At 62.5% G+C, this 20,809-nt stretch carries 24 protein-coding genes and 1 pseudogene; 9 read left to right on the plus strand and 16 right to left on the minus strand.

Features of this window, described 5'->3' with window-relative positions:
• The first annotated feature begins 91 nt into the window (after positions 1–91).
• Positions 92–1,012 (plus strand): DUF4344 domain-containing metallopeptidase, encoded by a 921-nt coding sequence (locus RG540_RS14155; RefSeq protein WP_051909422.1) that lies wholly within the window; start codon positions 92–94, stop codon positions 1,010–1,012.
• Positions 1,013–1,082: 70 nt separating this feature from the next.
• Here the strand turns inward: RG540_RS14155 and RG540_RS14160 are convergent, their stop codons facing one another.
• From RG540_RS14160 to galE, 4 genes are all read right to left on the minus strand, one after another.
• Entirely contained in the window at positions 1,083–1,697 is a 615-nt protein-coding gene (locus RG540_RS14160) for an alpha/beta hydrolase (protein WP_038589049.1), read from the minus strand.
• Positions 1,698–1,724: 27 nt separating this feature from the next.
• The gene (locus RG540_RS14165) at positions 1,725–2,657 is read right to left on the minus strand and encodes a VOC family protein (RefSeq protein WP_038589052.1); all 933 of its coding nucleotides are present in this window, start codon (positions 2,655–2,657) and stop codon (positions 1,725–1,727) included.
• 143 nt (positions 2,658–2,800) lie between these two features.
• Positions 2,801–3,493, minus strand: a complete 693-nt coding sequence (gene ung, locus RG540_RS14170) for a uracil-DNA glycosylase (RefSeq protein WP_038589055.1) — start codon at positions 3,491–3,493, stop codon at positions 2,801–2,803.
• Between the two features lie 11 nt (positions 3,494–3,504).
• Entirely contained in the window at positions 3,505–4,494 is a 990-nt protein-coding gene (gene galE, locus RG540_RS14175; protein WP_038589057.1) for a UDP-glucose 4-epimerase GalE, read from the minus strand.
• Between the two features lie 116 nt (positions 4,495–4,610).
• Here galE and RG540_RS14180 point away from each other — a divergent pair.
• From RG540_RS14180 to RG540_RS14190, 3 genes and pseudogenes are all read left to right on the plus strand, one after another.
• Positions 4,611–4,969 (plus strand): annotated as a pseudogene (locus RG540_RS14180) (type II toxin-antitoxin system RelE/ParE family toxin).
• Positions 4,959–5,282 carry a helix-turn-helix domain-containing protein gene (locus RG540_RS14185; RefSeq protein WP_038589059.1) on the plus strand — a complete coding sequence of 108 codons (324 nt, stop codon included), beginning with the start codon at positions 4,959–4,961 and terminating at the stop codon, positions 5,280–5,282. The pseudogene RG540_RS14180 and the gene RG540_RS14185 overlap by 11 nt, the downstream one beginning before the upstream one ends.
• Positions 5,283–5,303: 21 nt before the next feature.
• On the plus strand, positions 5,304–5,660 hold the full coding sequence (locus tag RG540_RS14190; RefSeq protein ID WP_038589061.1) for a YbaN family protein: 357 nt from the start codon (positions 5,304–5,306) through the stop codon (positions 5,658–5,660).
• Between the two features lie 11 nt (positions 5,661–5,671).
• Here RG540_RS14190 and RG540_RS14195 read toward each other — a convergent pair whose 3' ends face one another.
• From RG540_RS14195 to RG540_RS14205, 3 genes are read right to left on the minus strand one after another with little or no spacing between them, the layout of a single operon-like run.
• Complete coding sequence (locus tag RG540_RS14195) at positions 5,672–6,454, minus strand: heme ABC transporter ATP-binding protein (protein ID WP_038589065.1); 783 nt, start codon at positions 6,452–6,454, stop codon at positions 5,672–5,674.
• The gene (locus RG540_RS14200; RefSeq protein ID WP_051909424.1) at positions 6,451–7,539 is read right to left on the minus strand and encodes a FecCD family ABC transporter permease; all 1,089 of its coding nucleotides are present in this window, start codon (positions 7,537–7,539) and stop codon (positions 6,451–6,453) included. Before RG540_RS14200 ends, RG540_RS14195 begins: the two co-directional genes overlap by 4 nt.
• Positions 7,539–8,423: a heme/hemin ABC transporter substrate-binding protein gene (locus RG540_RS14205; RefSeq protein WP_038589068.1), complete on the minus strand. Its 885-nt coding sequence runs from the start codon at positions 8,421–8,423 to the stop codon at positions 7,539–7,541. The genes RG540_RS14200 and RG540_RS14205 overlap by 1 nt, the downstream gene beginning before the upstream one ends.
• 163 nt (positions 8,424–8,586) lie before the next feature.
• Here RG540_RS14205 and RG540_RS14210 point away from each other — a divergent pair, with 163 nt between their 5' ends.
• A complete protein-coding gene (locus RG540_RS14210) occupies positions 8,587–8,934 on the plus strand; it encodes an antibiotic biosynthesis monooxygenase family protein (RefSeq protein WP_038589070.1) in 348 nt (115 codons plus the stop codon).
• Between the two features lie 7 nt (positions 8,935–8,941).
• Positions 8,942–9,460 (plus strand): heme utilization cystosolic carrier protein HutX, encoded by a 519-nt coding sequence (gene hutX, locus RG540_RS14215; protein WP_038589072.1) that lies wholly within the window; start codon positions 8,942–8,944, stop codon positions 9,458–9,460.
• Between the two features lie 301 nt (positions 9,461–9,761).
• Here hutX and RG540_RS14220 read toward each other — a convergent pair whose 3' ends face one another.
• Complete coding sequence (locus RG540_RS14220; RefSeq protein WP_038593825.1) at positions 9,762–9,992, minus strand: hypothetical protein; 231 nt, start codon at positions 9,990–9,992, stop codon at positions 9,762–9,764.
• A 112-nt stretch (positions 9,993–10,104) separates the two neighbouring features.
• The gene (locus RG540_RS14225; RefSeq protein WP_038589075.1) at positions 10,105–10,293 is read right to left on the minus strand and encodes a DUF3008 family protein; all 189 of its coding nucleotides are present in this window, start codon (positions 10,291–10,293) and stop codon (positions 10,105–10,107) included.
• Between the two features lie 156 nt (positions 10,294–10,449).
• Here RG540_RS14225 and RG540_RS14230 point away from each other — a divergent pair, with 156 nt between their 5' ends.
• The 3 genes from RG540_RS14230 to RG540_RS14240 all read left to right on the plus strand — a co-directional run bounded on the left by RG540_RS14230 (position 10,450) and on the right by RG540_RS14240 (position 12,464).
• On the plus strand, positions 10,450–10,710 hold the full coding sequence (locus RG540_RS14230; protein ID WP_155414727.1) for a hypothetical protein: 261 nt from the start codon (positions 10,450–10,452) through the stop codon (positions 10,708–10,710).
• A gap of 165 nt (positions 10,711–10,875) precedes the next feature.
• Entirely contained in the window at positions 10,876–11,670 is a 795-nt protein-coding gene (locus RG540_RS14235; protein WP_038593828.1) for a nucleotidyltransferase family protein, read from the plus strand.
• A gap of 107 nt (positions 11,671–11,777) precedes the next feature.
• A complete protein-coding gene (locus RG540_RS14240; protein WP_038593831.1) occupies positions 11,778–12,464 on the plus strand; it encodes a metallophosphoesterase family protein in 687 nt (228 codons plus the stop codon).
• 56 nt (positions 12,465–12,520) lie between these two features.
• Here the strand turns inward: RG540_RS14240 and RG540_RS14245 are convergent, their stop codons facing one another.
• The 7 genes from RG540_RS14245 to RG540_RS14280 form a co-directional block, all read right to left on the minus strand.
• Complete coding sequence (locus RG540_RS14245; RefSeq protein ID WP_407668826.1) at positions 12,521–12,922, minus strand: DUF4087 domain-containing protein; 402 nt, start codon at positions 12,920–12,922, stop codon at positions 12,521–12,523.
• A gap of 476 nt (positions 12,923–13,398) precedes the next feature.
• The gene (lpdA, locus tag RG540_RS14255; RefSeq protein WP_038589084.1) at positions 13,399–14,817 is read right to left on the minus strand and encodes a dihydrolipoyl dehydrogenase; all 1,419 of its coding nucleotides are present in this window, start codon (positions 14,815–14,817) and stop codon (positions 13,399–13,401) included.
• Positions 14,818–14,832: 15 nt separating this feature from the next.
• Complete coding sequence (locus tag RG540_RS14260; protein ID WP_038589085.1) at positions 14,833–16,134, minus strand: dihydrolipoamide acetyltransferase family protein; 1,302 nt, start codon at positions 16,132–16,134, stop codon at positions 14,833–14,835.
• Positions 16,135–16,137: 3 nt separating this feature from the next.
• The gene (locus RG540_RS14265) at positions 16,138–17,151 is read right to left on the minus strand and encodes an alpha-ketoacid dehydrogenase subunit beta (RefSeq protein WP_038589087.1); all 1,014 of its coding nucleotides are present in this window, start codon (positions 17,149–17,151) and stop codon (positions 16,138–16,140) included.
• Positions 17,152–17,470: 319 nt separating this feature from the next.
• The gene (locus RG540_RS14270) at positions 17,471–18,703 is read right to left on the minus strand and encodes a 3-methyl-2-oxobutanoate dehydrogenase (2-methylpropanoyl-transferring) subunit alpha (protein ID WP_037076923.1); all 1,233 of its coding nucleotides are present in this window, start codon (positions 18,701–18,703) and stop codon (positions 17,471–17,473) included.
• Positions 18,704–18,741: 38 nt separating this feature from the next.
• Positions 18,742–19,509 (minus strand): SDR family NAD(P)-dependent oxidoreductase, encoded by a 768-nt coding sequence (locus tag RG540_RS14275; protein ID WP_038589090.1) that lies wholly within the window; start codon positions 19,507–19,509, stop codon positions 18,742–18,744.
• An 11-nt stretch (positions 19,510–19,520) separates the two neighbouring features.
• Positions 19,521–20,651: an acyl-CoA dehydrogenase family protein gene (locus RG540_RS14280; RefSeq protein ID WP_038589092.1), complete on the minus strand. Its 1,131-nt coding sequence runs from the start codon at positions 20,649–20,651 to the stop codon at positions 19,521–19,523.
• Positions 20,652–20,809 lie beyond the last annotated feature (158 nt).

A 20,809-nucleotide genomic window follows, 5' to 3' on the forward strand; every position in this document is an offset into this window, starting at 1 on the left:
AAATCAGCCTCGCGACGACCGACAAATCCCCGCATCGCTCGGATCGCGGACGCGACAGATCAACATCGATTTCAGAAAGCAGACAGGCCCGATGCGACGCAGCCTTCTCCCTCTCGCCCTTATCGGGCTACTTGCGCTGCCGATGCCCGGCGCCCAGGCGGCAGCCCTCACCGACGACCTTCAAGGGCTTTCCAAGCAGCAGGTCGAGGACAGTGTCGAGTTCGCATTCGGCAATGCGCTGTTTTTCCTGTTCCATGAAGCCGGACATATGCTGGTTTCGGAATTCAACCTGCCGGTTCTTGGCCGCGAAGAAGATGCCGTGGATACCCTCTCCACGCTGCTCCTGCTGGAAGCGGATGGCGAGGTTTTCGATACGGCGCTGACCGACTCCGTCGACGGCTGGACGTTTTCCGCCGAGGCAAGCGAGGCGGCTGAAGAGGAGCAGGCCCTGTGGGATGTCCACGCGCTCGACCGCCAGCGCGCCTTCAGCATGGTCTGCATGATGGTTGGCAAGGATGCGGAGAAGTTCAAGGAATCGGCCGACAACCTGGAATTTCCGGAGGAGCGCCGCAAGCAGTGCGTCGGCGAATATCAGAAAGCGCGTGACAGCTGGTTCGGTGTCCTGAAGCCGCATCAGAGGACCGACGGACAGAACAACAAGTTCACGATCACCTATAAGAAGCCGAACAACAAGGAACTCCGGGATTATGCGGACCTGACGAAGACGGCGAAGGTTCTGGATATCCTGGCCGAGCTTCTTTCCGGGCTCTACAAGCTCGACGACGGCATCAAGCTGACCGCCGCGGAATGCGGCGAGTCGAATGCTTACTGGTCGCCGAACGAACGCGAAGTGACCTACTGCTACGAGTTGACGCAATTGCACACGCAAACGGTCGCCAACTATTTCCGCAACGGCGAGGACAACAACGGCGACGACGAAGCGGAGGAGAAGACCTCCGAGGCAAAGCCGGCATCGACAAAGGTGTTCGGCACGGCGACCGCCCGCAAATAGGAAAGCCGGCAAAACTTGAGATCGAAATGCCCGGCTCTCGATCGAGGAGCCGGGCATTTTCATTTTGACATCAAGCGCCGTAGGGCGCGAAGAACTTTTTGGCGGCCTCGATCTCGTTGGGACGGATCTCATGTCCGCCTCCATGCCATTCCAAAGTCACTGCGTCGCCCTGCTTCTTGAAGTATTCCGCAAGGTCGGTGGTCTGGGCCACGGAGGCGATCGGATCATGCTGGCCGGCGGTGATCAGCACACGGCTCTGAAGCTTGTCCTTGCGGTCCTTTGGCGCGAACGGGATCAGCGAATGCATCAGCACGCCCGCGCCGAACAGGCCAGGCTTCTCGATCATGATATTGGCGAGAATGTTCGCGCCGTTCGAAAAACCGAGGCCGAGCACGGTCGAGGAACCGTAACGTTCGCGGTTGGCGGCGACGAATTCGCTCATCCGCTCGGTCGCCCGGGCCAGATCCTCGCAATCGTAGACGCCTTCTGCCTTGCGCCGGAAGAAACGCGCCGCGCCGTGTTCGGAAATGTCGCCGCGCGGCGAGATAACCGTGGCGCCCGGCAACAGCCGGCCGCCGAAATCGAAAAACTGGTTTTCATCGCCGCCGGTGCCGTGGAAGACGAACAGGATCGGCGCTCCGGGAGCACCGGGGCGCGCCCGGTGCACATAACTGTCGTAACTCATGATGGTCTCCTTGGACGCGTCGCTTGGTTAGGCGTCCAGCGGTTCGAGATGTTGTTCGAGCGTTGACCGCAGATGTGCATGCTGTGCGGGCAGCTTCAGGGCTTCACCGAGATGAGCGGTATCCTCGTCGCGATCGAAACCGGGTTCGTTGGTGGCGATTTCGAACAGTACGCCGCCCGGCGTGCGGAAATAGATCGCCCAGAAGTAATCGCGGTCGATGACCGGAGTGACCTGGTAACCGGTATCCATCAGCGCCTTGCGGACTTCGAGCTGCTTTGCGCGGTTCTCGACCGCAAAGGCGATGTGATGGACCGAGCCGGCACCGAGATTGGCGCGGGCAATGTTCGGCATGGTTTCGATGTCGATGACATCGGCGCCGTTGCCGCCCGGCATGATCAGACGGGTCACGCCATCCTGTGCGTCGGCCTGTTGGTAGCCCATGAATTTCAGGAGTTCAGCCGTGGCACCCTCATCGCGAAGACGAAGCGAAGCGGAATGGAAGCCGCGGATCGCGTGATCTTCGGTAATGCCGTTGCCGACGAACTGCTTGCGGGCATCGTCCTTGACTTCAACGAGCGCGAACCCGTCGCCGTCAGGGCCGGCGAAATGCAGGCGGTTTTCACCGAAGGCGCTATCGGCCTTGATGCCTTCCGCGCCGGCTTTCGTCAGGCGGTCGGTCCAGAAACCGAACGAACCTTCAGGAATCGAGAAGAGTGTCGTTCCGACTTCGCCGGTGCCCTGACGGCCGCGGGCGATATGCGGGAATGGGAAATAGGTCATCACCGAGCCGGGAGAACCAACTTCATCGCCGTAATAGAGATGGTAAACGTCCGGAGCGTCAAAGTTGACGGTCTTCTTGACCCGGCGAAGGCCGAGCGTGTCGGTGAAGAACTTGTTGTTGGTGCTGGCGCTGGCAGCCATCGACGTGACGTGGTGGAGGCCTTTGATCTGGTCGAGCATTTTAAACCCCTTTTCTGCGGACCGCCTGTGCGGCCTGCTGTTCTGGGGTAAAGATGGTGGAAGGACCGGGAATTGGATAGACGCGACGATCCGAACGCATTGTTCACTCTGTGTAGACGACCATCGGTCAATCGTTCACAGAATTAGACTTGTTCCGGCAGGCGCCAGTCGACCGGATCCTTGCCGATCGACTGCAGATAGGCATTCGCCTTGGAAAACGGCCGCGAGCCCAGAAAGCCGTTATGCGCAGAAAGCGGCGACGGATGGGCCGACTTGATCACCAGATGGCGCTGCTGATCGACGAAAGCCGCCTTCTTCTGGGCATAGGAGCCCCACAGGATAAAGACGACGCCATCGCACTCGTCGTTGACCGCCCGGATCACCGCATCGGTGAACCGTTCCCAGCCCTTGCCCTGATGCGAGGCCGCCCTCGCCTCCTCGACCGTCAGCACGCTGTTCAGAAGCAGGACACCCTGCTCCGCCCAATGTTCGAGGCATCCGTGCCTCGCCGGCGGAATGCCGAGATCCGTCTCCATCTCCTTGTAGATGTTGACGAGCGACGGCGGGGCGCGCACGCCCGGACGAACGCTAAAGCAAAGCCCATGCGCCTGGCCGAAGCCGTGATAGGGATCCTGGCCGAGGATGACGACCTTCACCTCGTCGAGCGGGGTCAGATCGAGAGCCCGGAAATATTCCGAGCCTTTCGGGAAGATGCGTTTGCCCGCTTCCTTTTCGGCGACGAGGAAGCGGCGCAATTCGCTCATATAGGGATTGGAAAACTCAGGCCCGAGCGCGTGTTTCCAGCTTTCCTCGAGCTTGACCTCGCCTTCCGCCATGCCGTGGTCCTTCAAATCACATGATGGTTGGAGCGGGAATGCCAGTCCCAGGCCGAACGGATGATATCGTTCAGGCTGTATTTTGGCTCCCAGCCGAGCACCGCCCTCGCCTTGTCGTTATTGGCGACCAGCGAGGTGGAATCACCTTCGCGCCGGCCGGTATATTCCACCGGGAAAGGTTTTCCGGAAACCGCCGAAATCGCCGCCAGCAGTTCCTTCACCGTCGTGCCGGTGCCGGTGCCGAGATTGAGCTCTACCGTCTCACCGCCTGCGAGAAGGTAATCGACCGCCCGCACATGCGCGTCGGCCAGATCGAGCACGTGGATATAGTCGCGCACGCAGGTGCCGTCGCGGGTGTCGTAATCGTCGCCAAACACCTTGAAACCCTGGCGACGGCCGAGCGCCGCCTCGATCGCGAGCGGAATGGCGTGGGTCTCCGGCGTGTGCCACTCGCCGACCCGGCCCTCGAAATCGGCGCCGGCCGCATTGAAATAGCGCAGCATGACCGACTTCAGATCCTTGTAGGTGCCGTAATCCTTCAGCGCCTGCTCGACGATGAATTTGGTGCGGCCGTACGGGTTGATCGGCGCCTGTTTGTGGGTCTCGTCCATCGGCACGCGATCCGGCAGGCCGTAGGTGGCGCAGGTTGAGGAAAACACGAAGGCCTTGATGCCGGCATCGATCGCCGCCGACAGCAGCGTCAGCGCCCCGACCACGTTGTTGTCGTAGAAGGCAACCGGGTTCTTGACCGATTCCCCCACCTCGATCAGCGCCGCGAAATGCAGCACGGCATCCGGCTTGTGCTTGGCAAACACTTCGTCGAGCCGGGCGCGGTCACGGATATCGCCCTGTTCCAGCTCACCCCAGCGCACGAATTCCGCATGCCCGTTGGAGAGATTGTCGAAGACGATCGGCTGATAACCTCGCTCGGCGAGCACCAGACACGTATGGGAGCCGATATAGCCGGCCCCGCCGACCACGAGTACTTTCTTCCCTGACATCATTTCCCCTGCGGTTATTGAAGCCGGCGGCACTATAACCGGCGGCGATCGAAAAGCCAGCACTTGACCACAACAAGCCACATTGAAAAATATAGCACCTGGTGCTATATTCAGCTATGACTGGTCGGGCATTCAAAACGGCATGGTTTGCCAAGGCGGCAAAGAAAGCCCGGATATCGGACCGCGAGCTTTGCAAGGCCATTGCTCAGGCTGCCTTGGGTCAGGCGGATGACCTCGGCGGCGGCGTTTCAAGAAGCGCCTCAACGACAACCGGCATCGGTCGATCATTCTGGCTAAAGTGGGTGAGTTCTGGGTCTATACCTATCTATTCGCCAAACAGGATCAGGCCAATATCGACGATGACGAACTGGCGGCGTTCCGCAAACTGGCCGAACTTTACCGAAAGAAGACGCCCGGTGCTTTCGATGCGGAACTGAAGAGCGGCGCACTGGTGGAGATTTGCAATGGCGACTAAGCGGAAATTCAAGAGCGCTGCCTTCGAGGCGATCCAAAGCGCTGTGGAAGGCATGTACGAAGCCGGCACGATCGACAAGGAAACGATGCGGACCTTTGACCAGACCTGCCTTTCGGTTCCGGTGGAACTTGGACCTGACGACATCAAGGCCTTGCGGGAGGGCAATCACGTCAGCCAGCCGGTCTTTGCCCGATACCTCAACACCAGCGAATCGACAGTGCAGAAGTGGGAGACCGGCGCCAAACGCCCCAGTGGACCCGCGCTGAAACTTCTGGACATCGTGCGCAAACATGGTCTTCAGATGTTGGCCTGAAGTTTTCATTTAAGAGTTTTCATGCGTCTCCTTTTTCTCGCCCTCGGATGGCTGTTCGTCGCAATCGGCATTGTCGGGGCTTTCCTGCCTGTCCTGCCCACCACTCCGTTTTTGCTGCTGGCAGTTGCCTGTTTCGCCCGGTCTTCGCCGCGGCTGGAGGCATGGTTGCTCGACCACCCGAAATTCGGACCGTCGCTCAGGAACTGGCGGGAAAAGGGTGCGATCGCGCGGAAGGCAAAGGTCGCAGCGATCTCGCTGATGGCAGTGAGCTACGCGGTCTTCTGGTTCGGCACCTCGCCGCCGTTGTGGCGGGCGGCACTGGTGGCCGCGGTCATGCTTGGCTCGGCGACCTTCATCGTCACCCGCCCCGACGCCTAGATCCAGACGGCTCAGCGATGCCGCGATTGTGGCAGGACATAAGGGATGTGAGTTGCCGGAAGGCGACCGACGGCGCCGGCGATTCCATAGACGCTGGCAATGATCTCGTCATTGACCGTTTCGAGGCAAGCGCCCTCCGCGACCACCCGGCCGTGGTTGAGCACCACGAGGTGGTCTGCGAATTCAGCAGCCAGGTTGAGGTCGTGCAGGATGGCGAGCACGATGCCGCCGGCATTCGCGAAATCGCGGGCGATTTCCAGCACCGAGATCTGGTGGCCAAGGTCGAGGCTGGCGGTCGGCTCGTCGAGGAACAGCGCCCGCGGCACGCCCTCAGTGACCGGCTGCGGCACCTGCGCAAGTGCGCGCGCGAACTGCACCCGCTGCTGCTCGCCGCCCGACAGTGACGGATAGGGTCGGCTTTCGAAACCGCGCAGGCCCACGCGAGACAAGGCCTGCCGCGCCTGCTCGGTCGGATTGAACGCCCCTTGCGCCACTGCGCCCATGCGGACGATTTCAAGCGCCGTGAACGGAAAGGCAAGCTGCGTCGCCTGCGGCAGCACTGCCCGGCGTTTGGCGAGTTCGACCGGCTGGCAGAGGTCGACGCTGGTGCCATGATAGCTGACGAAACCGACATCCGGTTTCATCTCCCCGGAGATCACTTTCATCAGTGTCGATTTGCCGGCGCCGTTCGGGCCGATGACGACGGTGAATCGCCCGGGTTCGAGATCGATGCCGACATTGTCGAGCAGTTTGCGGCCCGAGCGGATGACGGTGACGTGGTCGGCGGAAATCATGGCATATCCCTCATGTTAACGCCGTTCTTGCCGAGCAGCAGGAAGAGGAAGACCGGAGCGCCGAACAATGCGGTGATAACGCCGATCGGCAGTTCCGCCGGGGCGGCCACAGTGCGGGCAACGGCGTCGGCCAGAAGCAGCAGTGCCCCTCCGCCGAGCGCCGAGCCAGGCAGCAGGAAGCGATGCGACGGCCCCATGACGAGGCGCAGCAGATGCGGCACGACAATGCCGACGAAGCCGATCGAACCGGCAACCGCGACGGTCGAACCGCAGGCGGCAGCGACGGCGACGATGACGATCTTCTTCAGCCGCTGCACCGGTATTCCCATGTGGAAGGCAGCAGCATCGCCGAGCACCAGTGCGTCGAGCCCGCGCGCCACGAAGGGCATGATGAGCATCACCGCGCCGATGAAAGGCAAAATGGACAACACCCGGCCGAACGTGGCGCCGCCGAGCGAGCCGAGGCTCCAGAAGGTAATGTCGCGCAGCTGCCGGTCGTCGGCCATGACGATCATCAGGCCCATCAGCGCTGCCGAAAGCGCACCGATCGCAATGCCAGACAGGATCAGAGCCGTCGTCGACGTCCGCCCGTCGCGGGTGGCGATGAGATAGAGCGCCCAGGTATTGAAGAGACCGCCGAAGAAGGCCATCAGGGGCAGGAACTGGTTGCCGAGCAGCAGCGCAACCGGGGCCAGAATGCCGTTACCCAGTACGATCGCCGCAACCGCGGCAAGCCCGGCGCCGGAGGTGACGCCGACAATGCCGGGATCGGCGAGCGGATTGCGGAACAGGCCCTGCATCATCGCGCCCGAGACAGCGAGCCCGGCGCCGACCAGAAGGCCGAGTGCGGTGCGCGGCAAGCGGACCGCTTCGAGGATCACCCTTTCCTGGGTGGACAGGCTGGCGCTGTTGCCGGTCGCGTAGGTCCAGAGATCGCGCAGGCCGACACCCGTCGGGCCGATGCCCAGCGAAAGCAGGCACGCGGCAAACAGCATCACCGTAAGGAGAAGAAGCATGACGACGCCCTGGCGGGTCCGGTCTCCATCCTCCGCCGGCCGGAACGGCATCGCCAGCGCCTTCATCATCAGTTGATCGCTCCGGGATAGATCCTGGCGGCGAGCGAGCGGGCCGCCTCCGGCGTGCGCGGACCGAAACCGAGCAGCAGCAGGCCGTCCATGGTGACCAGTGCCTTGTTGGCGGCAGCCGGAGTCGTCTGCATCGACGGCATCGCAAAAACCTGTTCCGGCGTCATGACGTGGTCGCCGCGCGACATGGCGAGCACCACATCCGGCTTGGCCGCGATGACGGCTTCGTCGGCGAGCGGCTTGTAGCCGTTGATCGTCGGCGCGGCGTTGATGCCGCCCGCCATTTCGATCACCGCCCCCGCTTCGGTATCGGCACCGCCGGCCATGACGCGGTTATTGGTGAGCGACAGCACGAACAGGACCTTCTTTTTCGGACCGGGAATCTGGGCGACGTCGGCTGCGAGCTTCTTCAGCCCCTCTTCCGTCTTCACGGCAAGCGCCTCGGCCTTGTCGGAAAGCCCGACTGCCGCACCCACGTCGCGGATCTTCCTGCCGATCGCATCCGCCTTGGGCGGCGTCGGGATGACCACCATCGGCACTTCGCTGGCTTTGAGGATTTCGATGACCGGCGGCGGGCCGGAATCCTGCTCCATCAGGATCAGATCGGGCTTTTGGCCGAGAATGCCTTCCGCAGACAAGGCGCGCATATAGCCGACATCCGGCTTGGAGTTGGCCGCATCCGGATAGAAGCTCGTCGAGTCCCGTGCTACGATCCGGTCCTCAGCGCCAAGCGCATAAAGGATCTCTGTGATCGTGCCGCCGATGGAAACGATCCGCTTGGCCTCCGGATTGCCCTTGTCGGATGCAACGGCAACGCCCGCGACGAGACCGGTGCCCAGGAGGACGGCTGCGAAAAGCCCCCTCAAGGTGAAGGAAGACCCCATGATACCCTGCTCCTTGTCTGCCCAAATCGAGGCGCAATATGCCTCGGGTCCGCCTGACCGGCGGAGATAACTTGAGTTGACTACGCAAGTTTTTTAGGCTTTTCAAGGGGACCGGCCGTAGATATCTTGAGCCGAAAGTGAAACTTTAAGTGAGGGACTATCCATGTACATCGCCATGAACCGATTCCGCGTCGTGCCGGGTTATGAAGAGGCGTTCGAAGCCATCTGGCGCGGCCGCCAGGGCCGCCTCGCGGAGCTGCCCGGTTATCTGGAGTTCCACATGCTCAAGGGCCCGAAGGCGGAGGATCACACCCTCTACGCATCCCATACCGTGTGGGAAACCTTCGAGGACTTCCAGGCTTGGACGAAGTCGGAACAGTTCCGTGCCGCCCACGCGAATGCCGGCAACAACCGCGGCAAGGTGGAATATCTCTCGGGTCCGCATTTCGAAGGTTTCGAAGTGATCATCCACGAAGACAAGAACGGCGTGCGCGCCGACGCTGCCGCCTGAGGTCCCGATGAACGCCGTTTCCGAAATCAGCCCGGACCGTCGCGAACGGGCTCTCGCCGCTCTTGCGGAGAAGTCCGACGGCGTCGTCGAGGCGATCGCCGCCAATGCCGACGTGACGCCCGCCGAGATCCTCGAAATCCTGCCGAAAGGCGCGGCGATCATCGCCGACAAGGAGAGGTTCGCGGACATCTGGGCCGAGATGAGCACCTGGGGGGAGGTCCTTTTCATCGTCCATACCGAAGACATCGTGCTGGAGGCCGAAGGCAGCCTGCCGATGGGTTCGGAAGGCCATGGATGGTTCAACATCCACGGCGACAGCCCGATCGGCGGTCACATCAAGAAGGATAACTGCGCCGCCGTGACCTTCGTCGATCGTGCCTTCCACGGCCGTCGCTCCTGCTCGGTCTGGTTCATGAATGCCAAGGGTTCGGCGATGTTCAAGGTCTTCGTGAAGCGGGATGCCGCACGCGAACTGATCGCCGAGCAGCTTCAGAAGTTCGAAGCACTGCGCGACAGCTACGCCTGAGCAGTGGCTGAACCGTGAGTTTTGGTGATTCGGACGAAAAATAACCGTCCGAATCACTTTTCAGCGGAACCTTTCCTTTTCTCGTGCATTTGCAGCGTCATGGCAGGCCTTGCGAAGCAGGCTGGTGGCTGCGTTACGATCGTTTCAGCCCGTACCGCCCCTTGAGGTGATTGTCATTGAATGAGGCGCCGCCGCGCCATAGGCGGACCGATCGCTTGTCCATGAGGCAGAGGAGAGCGATCCTTACCGGCGCGGCGCGCCTCATCAACTTTTGCAGCCTCATGGAGGCTTGAAAGACGCGCTAGAGAGCCGGCACCCATTTCCAGAAAACGCCTTCCATCCGCTCCGGATAGTATTTGAACTCGCATTCGAAGCGGCGGCCATATGCCTCTGCCGCCTTCAAGGCTGCCTCGCTCACGGGGTTCATGCCCGTTCCGGGCGCAAACCAGTCTTCCATCAGGTCGTCCGGAATATAGACGCCGATCCTCAGCGGCAGGGCGGTCAGCGTCGTATCGAGTTCTTCAGGCGGCATGGTTTCAGGCTGCATGACTTTTCCTCCTCCTCGGAAAGACGAACGTCCCAAAGAACGTCCGTCTTTCCGCGAAGTTCCGGTCTCGGACCGGCAGCCCGATCTGGGTATCTCGTCAGTGATGGGCGGCGTGGTCGGGCTTGCCCTTGCGCTTGGTCGAGGCGAAATCTTCAAGCTGCTTTTCGCTCATGGATTTCTCCATGTCCTTCGAAGCGCCCTTGAGTTCGCTCTTCTTCATATCGCCGCGTTTGGCCGCAAGCGCTGCGCCGGCTGCTTTCTGCTGTGCTTTGGATTTCGCTGGCATGTCTGCCTCCTGAAGTTTGCACACTGAATCAACAGTCAGCCGCGGCTTTGGTTCCCGGCTGGGCGACCGGCGGAACCTGTGGCCGTGCCAACGGTTGAGAGATGAGCCCGGATGAATGTCCGGAATGGCTCGGCATTGCAGAAAGGAACCATCGCCATGGACACCAAACATCCGCCCGCCGACAGCGGCAAGAACCCAGCGAACGGCAACAAGACCAATGACGCGCTCCAGGAGCAACTGGATGACGAACAGCTGAACACCACCAATCCGGAAGCGCTGAAGGAAGCAGCAAGGCTCGGCGGCAGCGATGCCTATCTCGTCGAGAGCGATCTTGAGGACCGGGACGCACGCGAAGACGGCGACCAGCCGGATGGCCACCCCAGCCCTATGGCGAATGCAGACAATCCCGAACGGTGAAGCGTCACGACAGTCGCAAAATGACCGAAAACGGAACCTCCGGGCATGCCCGGGTGTTCCTCTGCGCGAAGCCAAATTCGGAGATCCGGAATGAATGCCGAAGCGAATGCCGCGCAGAGCCTGCCGAGAGAGAAGGCCACCCACCCGGTCGACACCATGCCAGGGATGGAAGTGAAGGCCGCACCGACGCTTGCCGACGCGGATTCCGAAGCCTTTGTCGCCGAGGCGGTCGAGGATCTGGCCAAGTGCCATATCCCGTTCCTGCTGGCCGGCACGTTCGCCATCAGCGCCTATACGGGCATCACCCGCCAAACGAAGGATCTCGACATCTTCTGCAAGGCCGGCGACTACGCCCGCATCCTCGCCCATTTCAAGGACAAGGGTTATCATATCGAGGTCGAGGATGACCGCTGGCTCGGCAAGGTGAAGAAGGGCCGGCACTTCTTCGACGTCATTTTCGCCGCCTCGAACGGCACGATGCCGATCAGCGACGCCTGGTTCGAAAATGCCCGCCAGATCGAGATGAACGGCCACAAAGTGCGCATCATCGCGCCGACCGAACTGATCTGGTCGAAATGTTTCGTGCAGCTCCGCCACCGCTACGACGGCGGCGATATCGTCCACATGATCCTGCGCGCCCACGACCAGATCGATTGGGAGCGGCTGCTGAACCATATGGAAGTGCACTGGGAAGTACTGCTGATCCACCTCCTGAACTTCCGCTGGATCTACCCGACTGAGCGCGACAAGGTGCCGGACTGGCTGCTGGACGAGCTTCTCGACCGCCTGAAGGCGCAGCGCGAACTGCCGCTGCCGCAGATGAAGATCTGCCGCGGCCGCATGTTCAGCCGCGTGGATTTCGAGATCGACGTCAAGGAATGGGGTTTTGCAGACGTCGGCGGCGAAGGCGACCTTCGCGACGGCGTCGAAGAGGAAATGGCCCAAGGAGGCTTAGCGTGAGCAAAGCGACAGACGCGAAGAACGACACCGCCCAGACGGAAACAAAAAAGGCTGATACCGACAGGGCATCAACGAAGAAGGCGAACGGCAAGCAGCGGATCGCTGCGATGGGCGACCTGCACATCAAGGAGCACGGTTCGGCGTCCTACAGGGAGCTGTTCAGCGAGATCTCGCAAACAGCCGATATTCTGGTCCTGACTGGGGATCTGACCGATCTCGGCAAACCGAAGGAGGCGGAAATACTGGCCGCCGATCTGCGTTCCTGCTCCATCCCGATCGTCGGCGTCCTCGGCAATCACGACTACGAATGCGGCTGCGTCGAGGAGGTCACCCATATCCTGAAGGATGCCGGCGTCCACCTGCTGGAAGGCCAGGCCGTCGAGATCAACGGCGTCGGTTTCGCCGGCGCAAAGGGTTTCGCCGGCGGCTTCGGCCGCCACATGCTCGGCTCGTTCGGCGAGCCGGCCATCAAGGCCATGGTCACCGAAAGCGTCGAGGAAACCATGCGGCTGGAAAACGCGTTACGCCAGGTTCGCTCGGAGCGGGCCATGGTCATTCTGCATTACGCGCCGATCCGCGAAACCGTGGTCGGCGAGCCGGAGGAGATTTATCCGTTTCTCGGCTCGTCTCGCCTTGCGGAAACCATCGACCGTTTTCCAGTCTCTGCCGTGGTCCACGGCCATGCCCATCGAGGCACTTATCATGGAAAGACACCCGGCGGCGCTCCGGTCTACAATGTCGCCTCGCATATTGAGAAGCCAACCGGGAAGCCCTATGCGCTGCTCGAGCTTTAGTCCGTCATCGCGACCAAACTCCTCTGGACAGGACACCGGGCGGGAGGCCTAATTGTTCATCTAGGCTCGCTGAGTGCCGGATCGTGTCGGCATTTTGAAAGGGGCAGCTGGCGGGTGGAGTAAATCTGCCGGACGCTTCCGTCCTTGTCGGTCGAAACGTTCATGCAAAAGCAGGCGTAGCCATGGCTGTAGTTTATGGTCACATGCTCGCCCTCAGCCATGTCCTTGATCTTGTCCATGCCTTTGGCTTCGTAGCCGCCCTGAAGCATGATTAGCCATTCATTCTGGGCATCGATCAGCGTCCAGTTGCGCGGCGTCGGATTGACCAGCCAGCCGCAACGCGTTTCGGCAAGCGCCGCTGCCGGCACAAGCATGCACGAGAAGCATATCGCAAGCAGTTTCTTCATCATCGCCTCCCGTTCAACCCACGAGTAGCCTGCGGTGATCCGGCTGTCCACAGGGACTTGGTACCGATATGCTCACATGCAGCGCATGCCCCAGCGCCTTCAGCGCCGCCTCGGCAGACGCCTCCGACTGCGTCGGATGCGCATGGATCGTCCCGGCGACATCCTCAGTCGTGCCACCGTCTCCGTAGGAGAACCGAAACGGCGCAAAACGAGGAAATCCCTGCCCCTACTCGAAGAGTACGTCCCACATCAGCGAACCGAATAGGAATAGAAAGCATAGGACCGCGAAACCAACATTCGCGTGACGACTACCAAAATACAGGCTTCCATACAGAAGCCGGCGGAGAGCCATGTGGCCGATGATCAGGAGAGCAACGAAAATCGCCAGCGCTACCTTTTGGCCATCAATCATGGGAACACTCTCCGAGAAATGTCGCCGACACACCTAGCGAAATAGTGTTAACGGCCAATCCTCGTTGAGAGCCTGCTCCTCCCAAGACTCGAACGGCGGCTGATCCTTGTCAGCCTCACACATGCAGCGCATGTCCCAGCGCCTTCAGCGCCGCCTCGGCAAACGCCTCCGACTGCGTCGGGTGGGCATGGATCGTCCCCGCAAGATCCTCCAGCCGCGCCCCCATCTCGATCGCCAGCGAGAACGCGGCCGAGAGTTCGGAAATCCCCACCCCGACACCTTGGATGCCGAGGACCAGGTGATTGTCGGCCCGCGCCACGACCCGCACGAAGCCCTCCTCCGTCGACAGCGTCATCGCCCGGCCATTGGCGGAAAACGGGAACTGGCCGATCTTTATCTCGCGGCCCGCCGCCCTCGCCTCGTCCGGTGACATGCCCACCGAGACGATCTCCGGGTCCGTGAAGCAGACGGCGGGAATGGCGCGCTTGTCCCAGGAGCGCCGCTTGCCGGAAACGATCTCCGCCACCATCTCGCCCTGCGCCATCGCCCGATGCGCCAGCATCGGCTCGCCGGTCACGTCGCCGACCGCATAGATGCCGCGCATCGAGGTGCGGCACTGTTCGTCGACCCGCAAGAACCGACCGTCCATGTCGAGTTCCAGCTCCTCCCGGCCCCAGCCTTCGGTGACCGGCTTGCGCCCGACGGTGACGAGGATCTTGTCGGCGGCGATGCGCCTTTCCTCGCCGGAAGCGGTCTCCGCCAGCAGAGCCTCGCCATTCGAAGACATGCCCTTGACCTTGGTGCCGAGCAGAACCTCGACACCCAAGGCCGCCAGCCGCCTGGCGACCGGCTGGGTAAGCTGCGTATCGTAGAGCGGCAGGATGCGGTCGAGCGCCTCGACGATCGTCACCTTCGCTCCGAGCTTGGCAAAGGCGAGCCCAAGTTCGAGGCCGATATAACCGGCGCCGACCACCGCCAGCCTCGCAGGCACCTCGGTCAGGGACAGCGCGCCGGTGGAGGAGATCACCTTAGCCCCGGAAGGCGATGCCGCCCCCCCGAACAGCAGCATCGGCAATTCGACCGGTGCCGAACCGGTGGCAATGACGATGTTTTCGGCGCGGATGACCTGTTCGCCGGTTTCTGTTTCGACTGCGACCGTCTTGCCGTCCCGGAATTTTGCTCGCCCGACGACGATCTTGACGCCTGCCTTCTTCAACAGACCGGCAACACCGAGCGTCAGCCGGCCGGTAATGCCGTCCTTCCAGGCCATGGTTTTTGCGAGGTCGATGGTCGGATTATCGGCCTTGATGCCCATGGCATTTTTGCCAGCTGCCATTGCGACGGTCTTCGCGAAATCGTCGGCGGCATGGATGATCGCCTTGGAGGGAATACAGCCGATATTGAGGCAGGTGCCGCCCGGCTTCGCCATCTCGACGATGACCGTGTCGACCCCCAGCTGGCCGGCCCGGATGGCGCAGACATAGCCTCCCGGACCGGCCCCGATGACGAGGAGCTTGCAGGTGATCTCTTTCATTGTTCTTTTCTCACCTCACTCCTCGACGAAGATTAGCGCCGGCGTTTCCATCAGCGCCTTCAGGCGCTGCACGAATGTCGCGGCATCCCAGCCGTCGATCACCCGGTGATCGAAGCTGGAGGACAGGTTCATCATCTTGCGCGGCACGAACTGCGTCCCGTCCCAATGCGGCCGGACAGCGAGCTTGTTGACGCCGATGATCGCCACTTCCGGATGGTTGATGACCGGAGTCGAGACGATGCCGCCCATCGCGCCGAGCGAACTGATGGTGATCGTCGAGCCCGACAATTCCTCGCGCAAGGCCGTGCCGTTCTTGGCCGCATCGCTTAACCGTGCCACTTCCCGGGCGCAGTCGAAGATGTCGCGCGCTTCGGCATGTTTGACCACCGGCACGACGAGCCCCGACGGCGTCTGCGCCGCGATGCCGATATGCACGCCGCCATATTGGCGGATGATGCCGGCTTCGTCGTCGTAAAGCGCGTTGATGCCCGGCTGTTCGGCGATCGCCTTGACCATCGCCCGCATCAGGAAAGGCAGGATGGTGAGTTTCGGCCGGCCGGGCTTCTGGGTGCCGTTCATGCGGGTCCGCAGCTCTTCTAAGGCGGTCATGTCGATCTCCTCCACATAGGTGATGTGGGGGATGCGGGATTTCGACAGCGCCATCTTCTCGGCGATCCGGCGGCGCAGCCCGACGACCTTGACCTCCTGCACCGCCTTGTTCGGCTGCAGCCCGGCGGCGACAGCCCCGCCGCCACCCTGGCTGTTCAGGAACGCATCCAGATCATCATGGGTAATACGGCCGGCCGGACCTGTGCCCGGGACCTGCCGAAGGTCGATGCCCGCCTCCTTCGCCCGGAGACGCACGGCCGGCGGTGCCAGCGGTTTTTCACCTTCCGCGCGGGGTGCTCCAACGGGATGGGACAGCGGTCTGGCGACGGGCGGTGATGCGGCAATCTCAGCTTTTGGTTTAAGAGGCTCAACCTTTTTCTCAGATGCCGGCTCGGCGGCTGCAACGGTCAGAACAACCGGTTTGAGCTGCGGCTCTTCCCCGCTATCGCCGCCGTCGGCCCCCTCGCCCGCGATCCTGATCTTGAGGATGACAGTGCCGGTGGCGATTATATCGCCGATCTCGCCGTGCCGGAAGGTTACCTCCCCGTCCACAGGCGACGGGATCTCCACCGTCGCCTTGCCGGTCATCACGGCGGCGAGCACCATGTCCTCGCGCACCAGATCACCGACGTTGACGTGCCATTCCACCAGTTCGGCTTCCGCGACCCCTTCGCCGACATCAGGCAGCTTGATGAGTTTTTCCGCCATATCTCAGGCCTCCATCATGTCGCGCAGCGCCCGGCCGACACGGGCCGGCCCCGGAAAATAATCCCATTCCTGCGCATGCGGATAAGGCGTGTCCCAGCCCGCCACCCGGATGACCGGCGCTTCGAGTTGGTAGAAGCAGTGCTCCTGCACCAGCGCCGCCAGTTCCGCCCCGAAGCCGGAAGTGAGCGTCGCCTCGTGCACCACCAGGCATCGGCCAGTCTTCTTCACCGAAGTGACGATGGTTTCGAGGTCGAGCGGCATCAGGGTGCGCAGGTCGATCACCTCCGCGTCGATGCCGGTTTCCTCAGCCGTCGCCTCGGCCACATGCACCATCGTGCCATAGGCGAGCACGGTGACCGCCGAGCCCGGCCGCCGCACCACCGCCTTGCCGAGCGGCACGACATAGTGCTCTGCCGGCACCTCGCCGAGCGGATGGCCCGCCCAGGACGTCACCGGCCGATCATGATGGCCGTCGAACGGGCCGTTATAGAGCCGCTTCGGCTCGAGAAAGATCACCGGATCCGGGTTCTCGATCGACGCGATCAGCAGGCCCTTCGCGTCATAGGGGTTGGAGGGCACCACGACCTGCAGGCCGCAGACATGGGTGAACAGCGCCTCGGGGCTCTGACTGTGTGTCTGGCCGCCAAAAATGCCGCCGCCGGTCGGCATCCGCACGGTGATGCCGCAGGTGAAATCGCCGTTGGAGCGATAGCGCAGCCGCGCCGCTTCCTGGGTGAGCTGGTCGTAGGCCGGATACATGTAATCGGCGAACTGGATCTCGACGCAGGGTTTCAGCCCATAGGCCGCCATGCCGATCGCGGCCCCGACAATGCCGGATTCGTTGATCGGCGCGTCGAAGCAGCGCGTCTTGCCGTATTTCTGCTGCAGCCCCTGGGTGCCGCGGAAGACGCCGCCGAAATAACCGACATCCTCGCCGAACACGACCACATCGTCGTCGCGCTCCATGGAGACATCCATGGCACTCCGGATCGCCTCGATCATCGTCATGCGCGGCATGGGAGGACCTCCGGGGAGAGTTTGGTGCTGCCGATATGGCCCTCGCCACCTTCACCCCGTAAACGGGTTGAAGGGGACACGACGACGCCGCGGCAAACTCCCGATGATCTCCCCCCTTGAGGGGGAGATGTCACCGAAGGTGACAGAGGGGGGTGGCGACGGTGCGGCCAAGCGGAAGGTTGCTGTGGTGCGGAGACACCCCCCTCTGCCCTGCCGGGCATCTCCCCCTCAAGGGGGGAGATCGGCAAGAAGCGCCGCCCATCTCCCCATCCACCGGAGACAAAAGACGCGAAGACACACAGCCCGCTCATCACCATCCTCACACCCCCGCCTGCTGCCGCTGCCGCTTCAGATGCGGCGGCATTTCCGCATAGACGCCTTCGAACATGTCCCGCATCGACGGCCGGCCGCCGGAATGCAGCGTGCCGTGGCGCTCCGCCTCCTTCTGGGCGGCGACGACGGTGTCGCGGATTTCCGCTTCCATCTGCTTGTGGCGCTCCTCGCTCCAGGTGCCGATGCGGATCAGGTGGTTCTTCAGCCGGATGACAGGATCGCCGAGCGGCCAGGCTTCGGACTCTTCCTTCGGGCGATAGGCCGACGGATCGTCGGAGGTGGAATGCGCGCCGACCCGGTAGGTGACGTATTCGACCAGCGTCGGCCCAATGTTGCGCCGGGCCCGCTCCGCCGCCCATTTGGCGACCGCATGCACAGCGAGATAGTCGTTGCCGTCGACGCGCAGCGACGGCAGACCGTAACCGAGGCCACGGGCGGCAAAAGTACCCGACCCGCCGCGGGCGACGCCCTGGAAGGTGGAGATGGCCCACTGGTTGTTGACGACATTGAGGACAACAGGCGCCCGGTAGGTGGACGCAAAAACCAGCGCCGAATGAAAGTCCGACTCCGCCGTCGATCCGTCGCCGATCCAGGCGGCCGCGATCTTCGTGTCGTTCTTGATTGCCGATGCCATGGCCCAGCCGACGGCCTGCACATATTGCGTGGCGAGATTGCCCGAGATCGTGAAGAAGCCGTAGTCCTTTGCCGAATACATGATCGGCAGTTGCCGCCCCTTCAGGGGATCGGCATCGTTGGAATAGATCTGGTTCATCATCTCGACCATCGGATAGCCGCCGGCGATCAGCAGGCCGGCCTGGCGATAGGTCGGAAAGTTCATGTCGCCGGGGAGAAGCGCCTTGCGGAAGGCGCAGGAGACCGCCTCCTCGCCGAGATGCTGCATGTAGAAGGACGTCTTGCCCTGCCGCTGCGCCATCAGCATGCGACTGTCGAAGACACGCAGCAGCATCATGTGCTTGAGGCCCTCCATCAGTTCCTCGGGCGTCAGCGACCCGGCCCAGGGGCCGACCGCCTCGCCCTCGCGGTCGAGCACACGGATGATCGAATAGGCGAGGTCGCGGATCTCCTTCGGATCGACATCCACCTCCGGCCGCCGCACCGAACCGGCCTTCGGGATCGGCACATTAGAGAAATCCGGCTTGCCGCCCGGCCGCACTTCCGGCTCGGGCACATGCAGGCTCAGTCTCTGTCCATCCGTCATTCGTTTCTCCTCCCAAAGAACCGGTCAAAATCAGTCGTTCAACGCGGCGCCATCCGCAGCGCTCCGTCGAGGCGGATCACTTCGCCGTTCAGCATCGGGTTTTCGATGATGTCGCGCACCAGCCGCGCGAATTCCGCCGGCCGGCCGAGCCGCGGCGGAAACGGCACCGATTTGCCCAGCGAGGCACGCACCTCCTCGGAAAATCCGGCCATCATCGGCGTCTCGAATATGCCGGGCGCGATCGTCATCATCCTTATGCCGTCGCGGGCAAGCTCGCGAGCGATCGGCAACGTCATGCCGGCCACCGCCGCCTTGGAGGCCGAATAGGCCGCCTGCCCGATCTGCCCGTCATAGGCGGCGACCGAGGCGGTGGCGACCAGCACGCCGCGCTCGCCCTCCTCGTTCGGCTCGCTCCTCGCGATCGCCTGCGCCACCAGCCGGATCACGTTGAACGTACCGACGGTGTTGATCTCCAGCGCGCGGGCAAAGCTTTCCAGCGCATGGATACCCTGCTTGCCGAGCACCTTTTCCGACGGCGCGATGCCGGCGCAGCAGACGGCCCCGCGGATCGGGCCATTGGCGGCCTCGGCCTTGGCGACCGCGTTCTCGACCGCCTCGCCGCTGCGGACATCGGTCTTGATGAAGATCGCACCCTTGCCGAGTTCGCTCGCCCTCGCCTCACCGCCGGTCTCGTCGAGGTCGAGCAAAGCCACGCAACCGCCAGCTTCGACAAGCATTTTAGCTGTCGCGAGCCCAAGGCCGGAAGCGGCACCGGTCACCAGAAAGTTTCCGCCGTCTATGCGCATCCCGATCCTCCTCAGTTCGCCAGGCCGCGGGCGATGATGATCTTCTGGATGTCGGACGTGCCCTCGTAGATCTGGCAGACGCGGACATCGCGATAGATGCGCTCGACCGGGAAATCGGAAATGTAGCCGTAGCCGCCGAGCGTCTGGATCGCCGCCGAACAGACCTTTTCCGCCATCTCGGAGGCAAACAGCTTAGCCATGCAGGCTTCGTCGAGACACGGCGCGCCGCGATCCTTCAGCCGCGCCGCATGCAGTACGAGCTGCCGCGCCGCCTCGATCTGCGTCTTAGCATCCGCCAGCCGGAAGGCGACGGCCTGGTGATCGAGCAGCAGCTTTCCAAAGGTCTTGCGCTCCTTGGCATAGGTGAGCGCCACGTCGAACGCCGCCTGCGCCATGCCGACGCATTGCGCAGCGATGCCGATCCGGCCCGCCTCCAGCCCGGACAGCGCGATCTTCAAACCGGCGCCTTCCGCCCCGATCCGCTGGCTTTCCGGGATGCGCAGGTTGTCGAACATCAGCGCGGCGGTATCCGAGGCCTTCTGGCCAAGCTTGTCCTCTATCTTGGAGACTGAAAATCCGGGCACATCGGTCGATGTGACGAAGGCGGAGATGCCGCGCTTGCCGGCGCTGGGATCGGTGACCGCGAAGATGATCACCGTGCCGGCGATCTTGCCGGACGTAATGAACATCTTCGAACCGTTGATGACATAGTCGCTGCCGTCCCTTACGGCGCGGGTGCGGATCGCCGCGGCATCCGAGCCGGTATCGGCCTCGGTCAGCGCAAAGGCGCCGATATGGCGGCCTTCCGCGAGCGGGCGGAGAAACCGTTCCTTCTGGTCATCGGACGCGTGCATGTCGAGGAGGGAGCAGACCGGGGAATTGTGGACGCTGACCAGCGTCGAGACCGCGCCGTCGCCCGCCGCGATCTCCATCAGCGCCCAGGCATAGGCGACATAGGAACAGCCGACGCCGCCCCATTCCTCCGCCGTGCGCATGCCGAGAAACCCGAGTTCGCCGAGTTGTTTCAGAACGTCCGGCTCGATCGCGTGCGACTTGTCGCGCGCGGCAGCTCCGGGCTTCAGCACCTCCCGGGAAAACTCCGCGGCAGTCGAGCGGATAAGCTCTTCTTCCTCAGTTAGCATGCACTGATCTCCTCCCCGAAACCGCCTGCATGAGTGCTAAATTAGGACCGAACCGGCCCGGCGACTACTCCTTTGAACTTGTTATTTGTTACCCTGGCGCGCAATTTTATTGCGCCCATGCCCCACAATGGAACTCGAAGCCTCTTCGGCCGTTTGCC

Origin of the sequence: Neorhizobium galegae bv. orientalis str. HAMBI 540 (genome assembly GCF_000731315.1) — a bacterium.
In the GTDB taxonomy this organism is placed as follows: Bacteria; Pseudomonadota; Alphaproteobacteria; order Rhizobiales; family Rhizobiaceae; genus Neorhizobium; species Neorhizobium galegae.

Coding starts and splice junctions, on each gene's coding strand:
- RG540_RS14155 (WP_051909422.1), top strand. CDS start 92: ATGCGACGCAGCCTTCTCCCTCTCGCCCTTATCGGGCTACTTGCGCTG.
- RG540_RS14160 (WP_038589049.1), bottom strand. CDS start 1,697: ATGAGTTACGACAGTTATGTGCACCGGGCGCGCCCCGGTGCTCCCGGA.
- RG540_RS14165 (WP_038589052.1), bottom strand. CDS start 2,657: ATGCTCGACCAGATCAAAGGCCTCCACCACGTCACGTCGATGGCTGCC.
- ung (WP_038589055.1), bottom strand. CDS start 3,493: ATGGCGGAAGGCGAGGTCAAGCTCGAGGAAAGCTGGAAACACGCGCTC.
- galE (WP_038589057.1), bottom strand. CDS start 4,494: ATGTCAGGGAAGAAAGTACTCGTGGTCGGCGGGGCCGGCTATATCGGC.
- RG540_RS14185 (WP_038589059.1), top strand. CDS start 4,959: ATGGCGACTAAGCGGAAATTCAAGAGCGCTGCCTTCGAGGCGATCCAA.
- RG540_RS14190 (WP_038589061.1), top strand. CDS start 5,304: ATGCGTCTCCTTTTTCTCGCCCTCGGATGGCTGTTCGTCGCAATCGGC.
- RG540_RS14195 (WP_038589065.1), bottom strand. CDS start 6,454: ATGATTTCCGCCGACCACGTCACCGTCATCCGCTCGGGCCGCAAACTG.
- RG540_RS14200 (WP_051909424.1), bottom strand. CDS start 7,539: ATGATGAAGGCGCTGGCGATGCCGTTCCGGCCGGCGGAGGATGGAGAC.
- RG540_RS14205 (WP_038589068.1), bottom strand. CDS start 8,423: ATGGGGTCTTCCTTCACCTTGAGGGGGCTTTTCGCAGCCGTCCTCCTG.
- RG540_RS14210 (WP_038589070.1), top strand. CDS start 8,587: ATGTACATCGCCATGAACCGATTCCGCGTCGTGCCGGGTTATGAAGAG.
- hutX (WP_038589072.1), top strand. CDS start 8,942: ATGAACGCCGTTTCCGAAATCAGCCCGGACCGTCGCGAACGGGCTCTC.
- RG540_RS14220 (WP_038593825.1), bottom strand. CDS start 9,992: ATGCCGCCTGAAGAACTCGATACGACGCTGACCGCCCTGCCGCTGAGG.
- RG540_RS14225 (WP_038589075.1), bottom strand. CDS start 10,293: ATGCCAGCGAAATCCAAAGCACAGCAGAAAGCAGCCGGCGCAGCGCTT.
- RG540_RS14230 (WP_155414727.1), top strand. CDS start 10,450: ATGGACACCAAACATCCGCCCGCCGACAGCGGCAAGAACCCAGCGAAC.
- RG540_RS14235 (WP_038593828.1), top strand. CDS start 10,876: ATGGAAGTGAAGGCCGCACCGACGCTTGCCGACGCGGATTCCGAAGCC.
- RG540_RS14240 (WP_038593831.1), top strand. CDS start 11,778: ATGGGCGACCTGCACATCAAGGAGCACGGTTCGGCGTCCTACAGGGAG.
- lpdA (WP_038589084.1), bottom strand. CDS start 14,817: ATGAAAGAGATCACCTGCAAGCTCCTCGTCATCGGGGCCGGTCCGGGA.
- RG540_RS14260 (WP_038589085.1), bottom strand. CDS start 16,134: ATGGCGGAAAAACTCATCAAGCTGCCTGATGTCGGCGAAGGGGTCGCG.
- RG540_RS14265 (WP_038589087.1), bottom strand. CDS start 17,151: ATGCCGCGCATGACGATGATCGAGGCGATCCGGAGTGCCATGGATGTC.
- RG540_RS14270 (WP_037076923.1), bottom strand. CDS start 18,703: ATGACGGATGGACAGAGACTGAGCCTGCATGTGCCCGAGCCGGAAGTG.
- RG540_RS14275 (WP_038589090.1), bottom strand. CDS start 19,509: ATGCGCATAGACGGCGGAAACTTTCTGGTGACCGGTGCCGCTTCCGGC.
- RG540_RS14280 (WP_038589092.1), bottom strand. CDS start 20,651: ATGCTAACTGAGGAAGAAGAGCTTATCCGCTCGACTGCCGCGGAGTTT.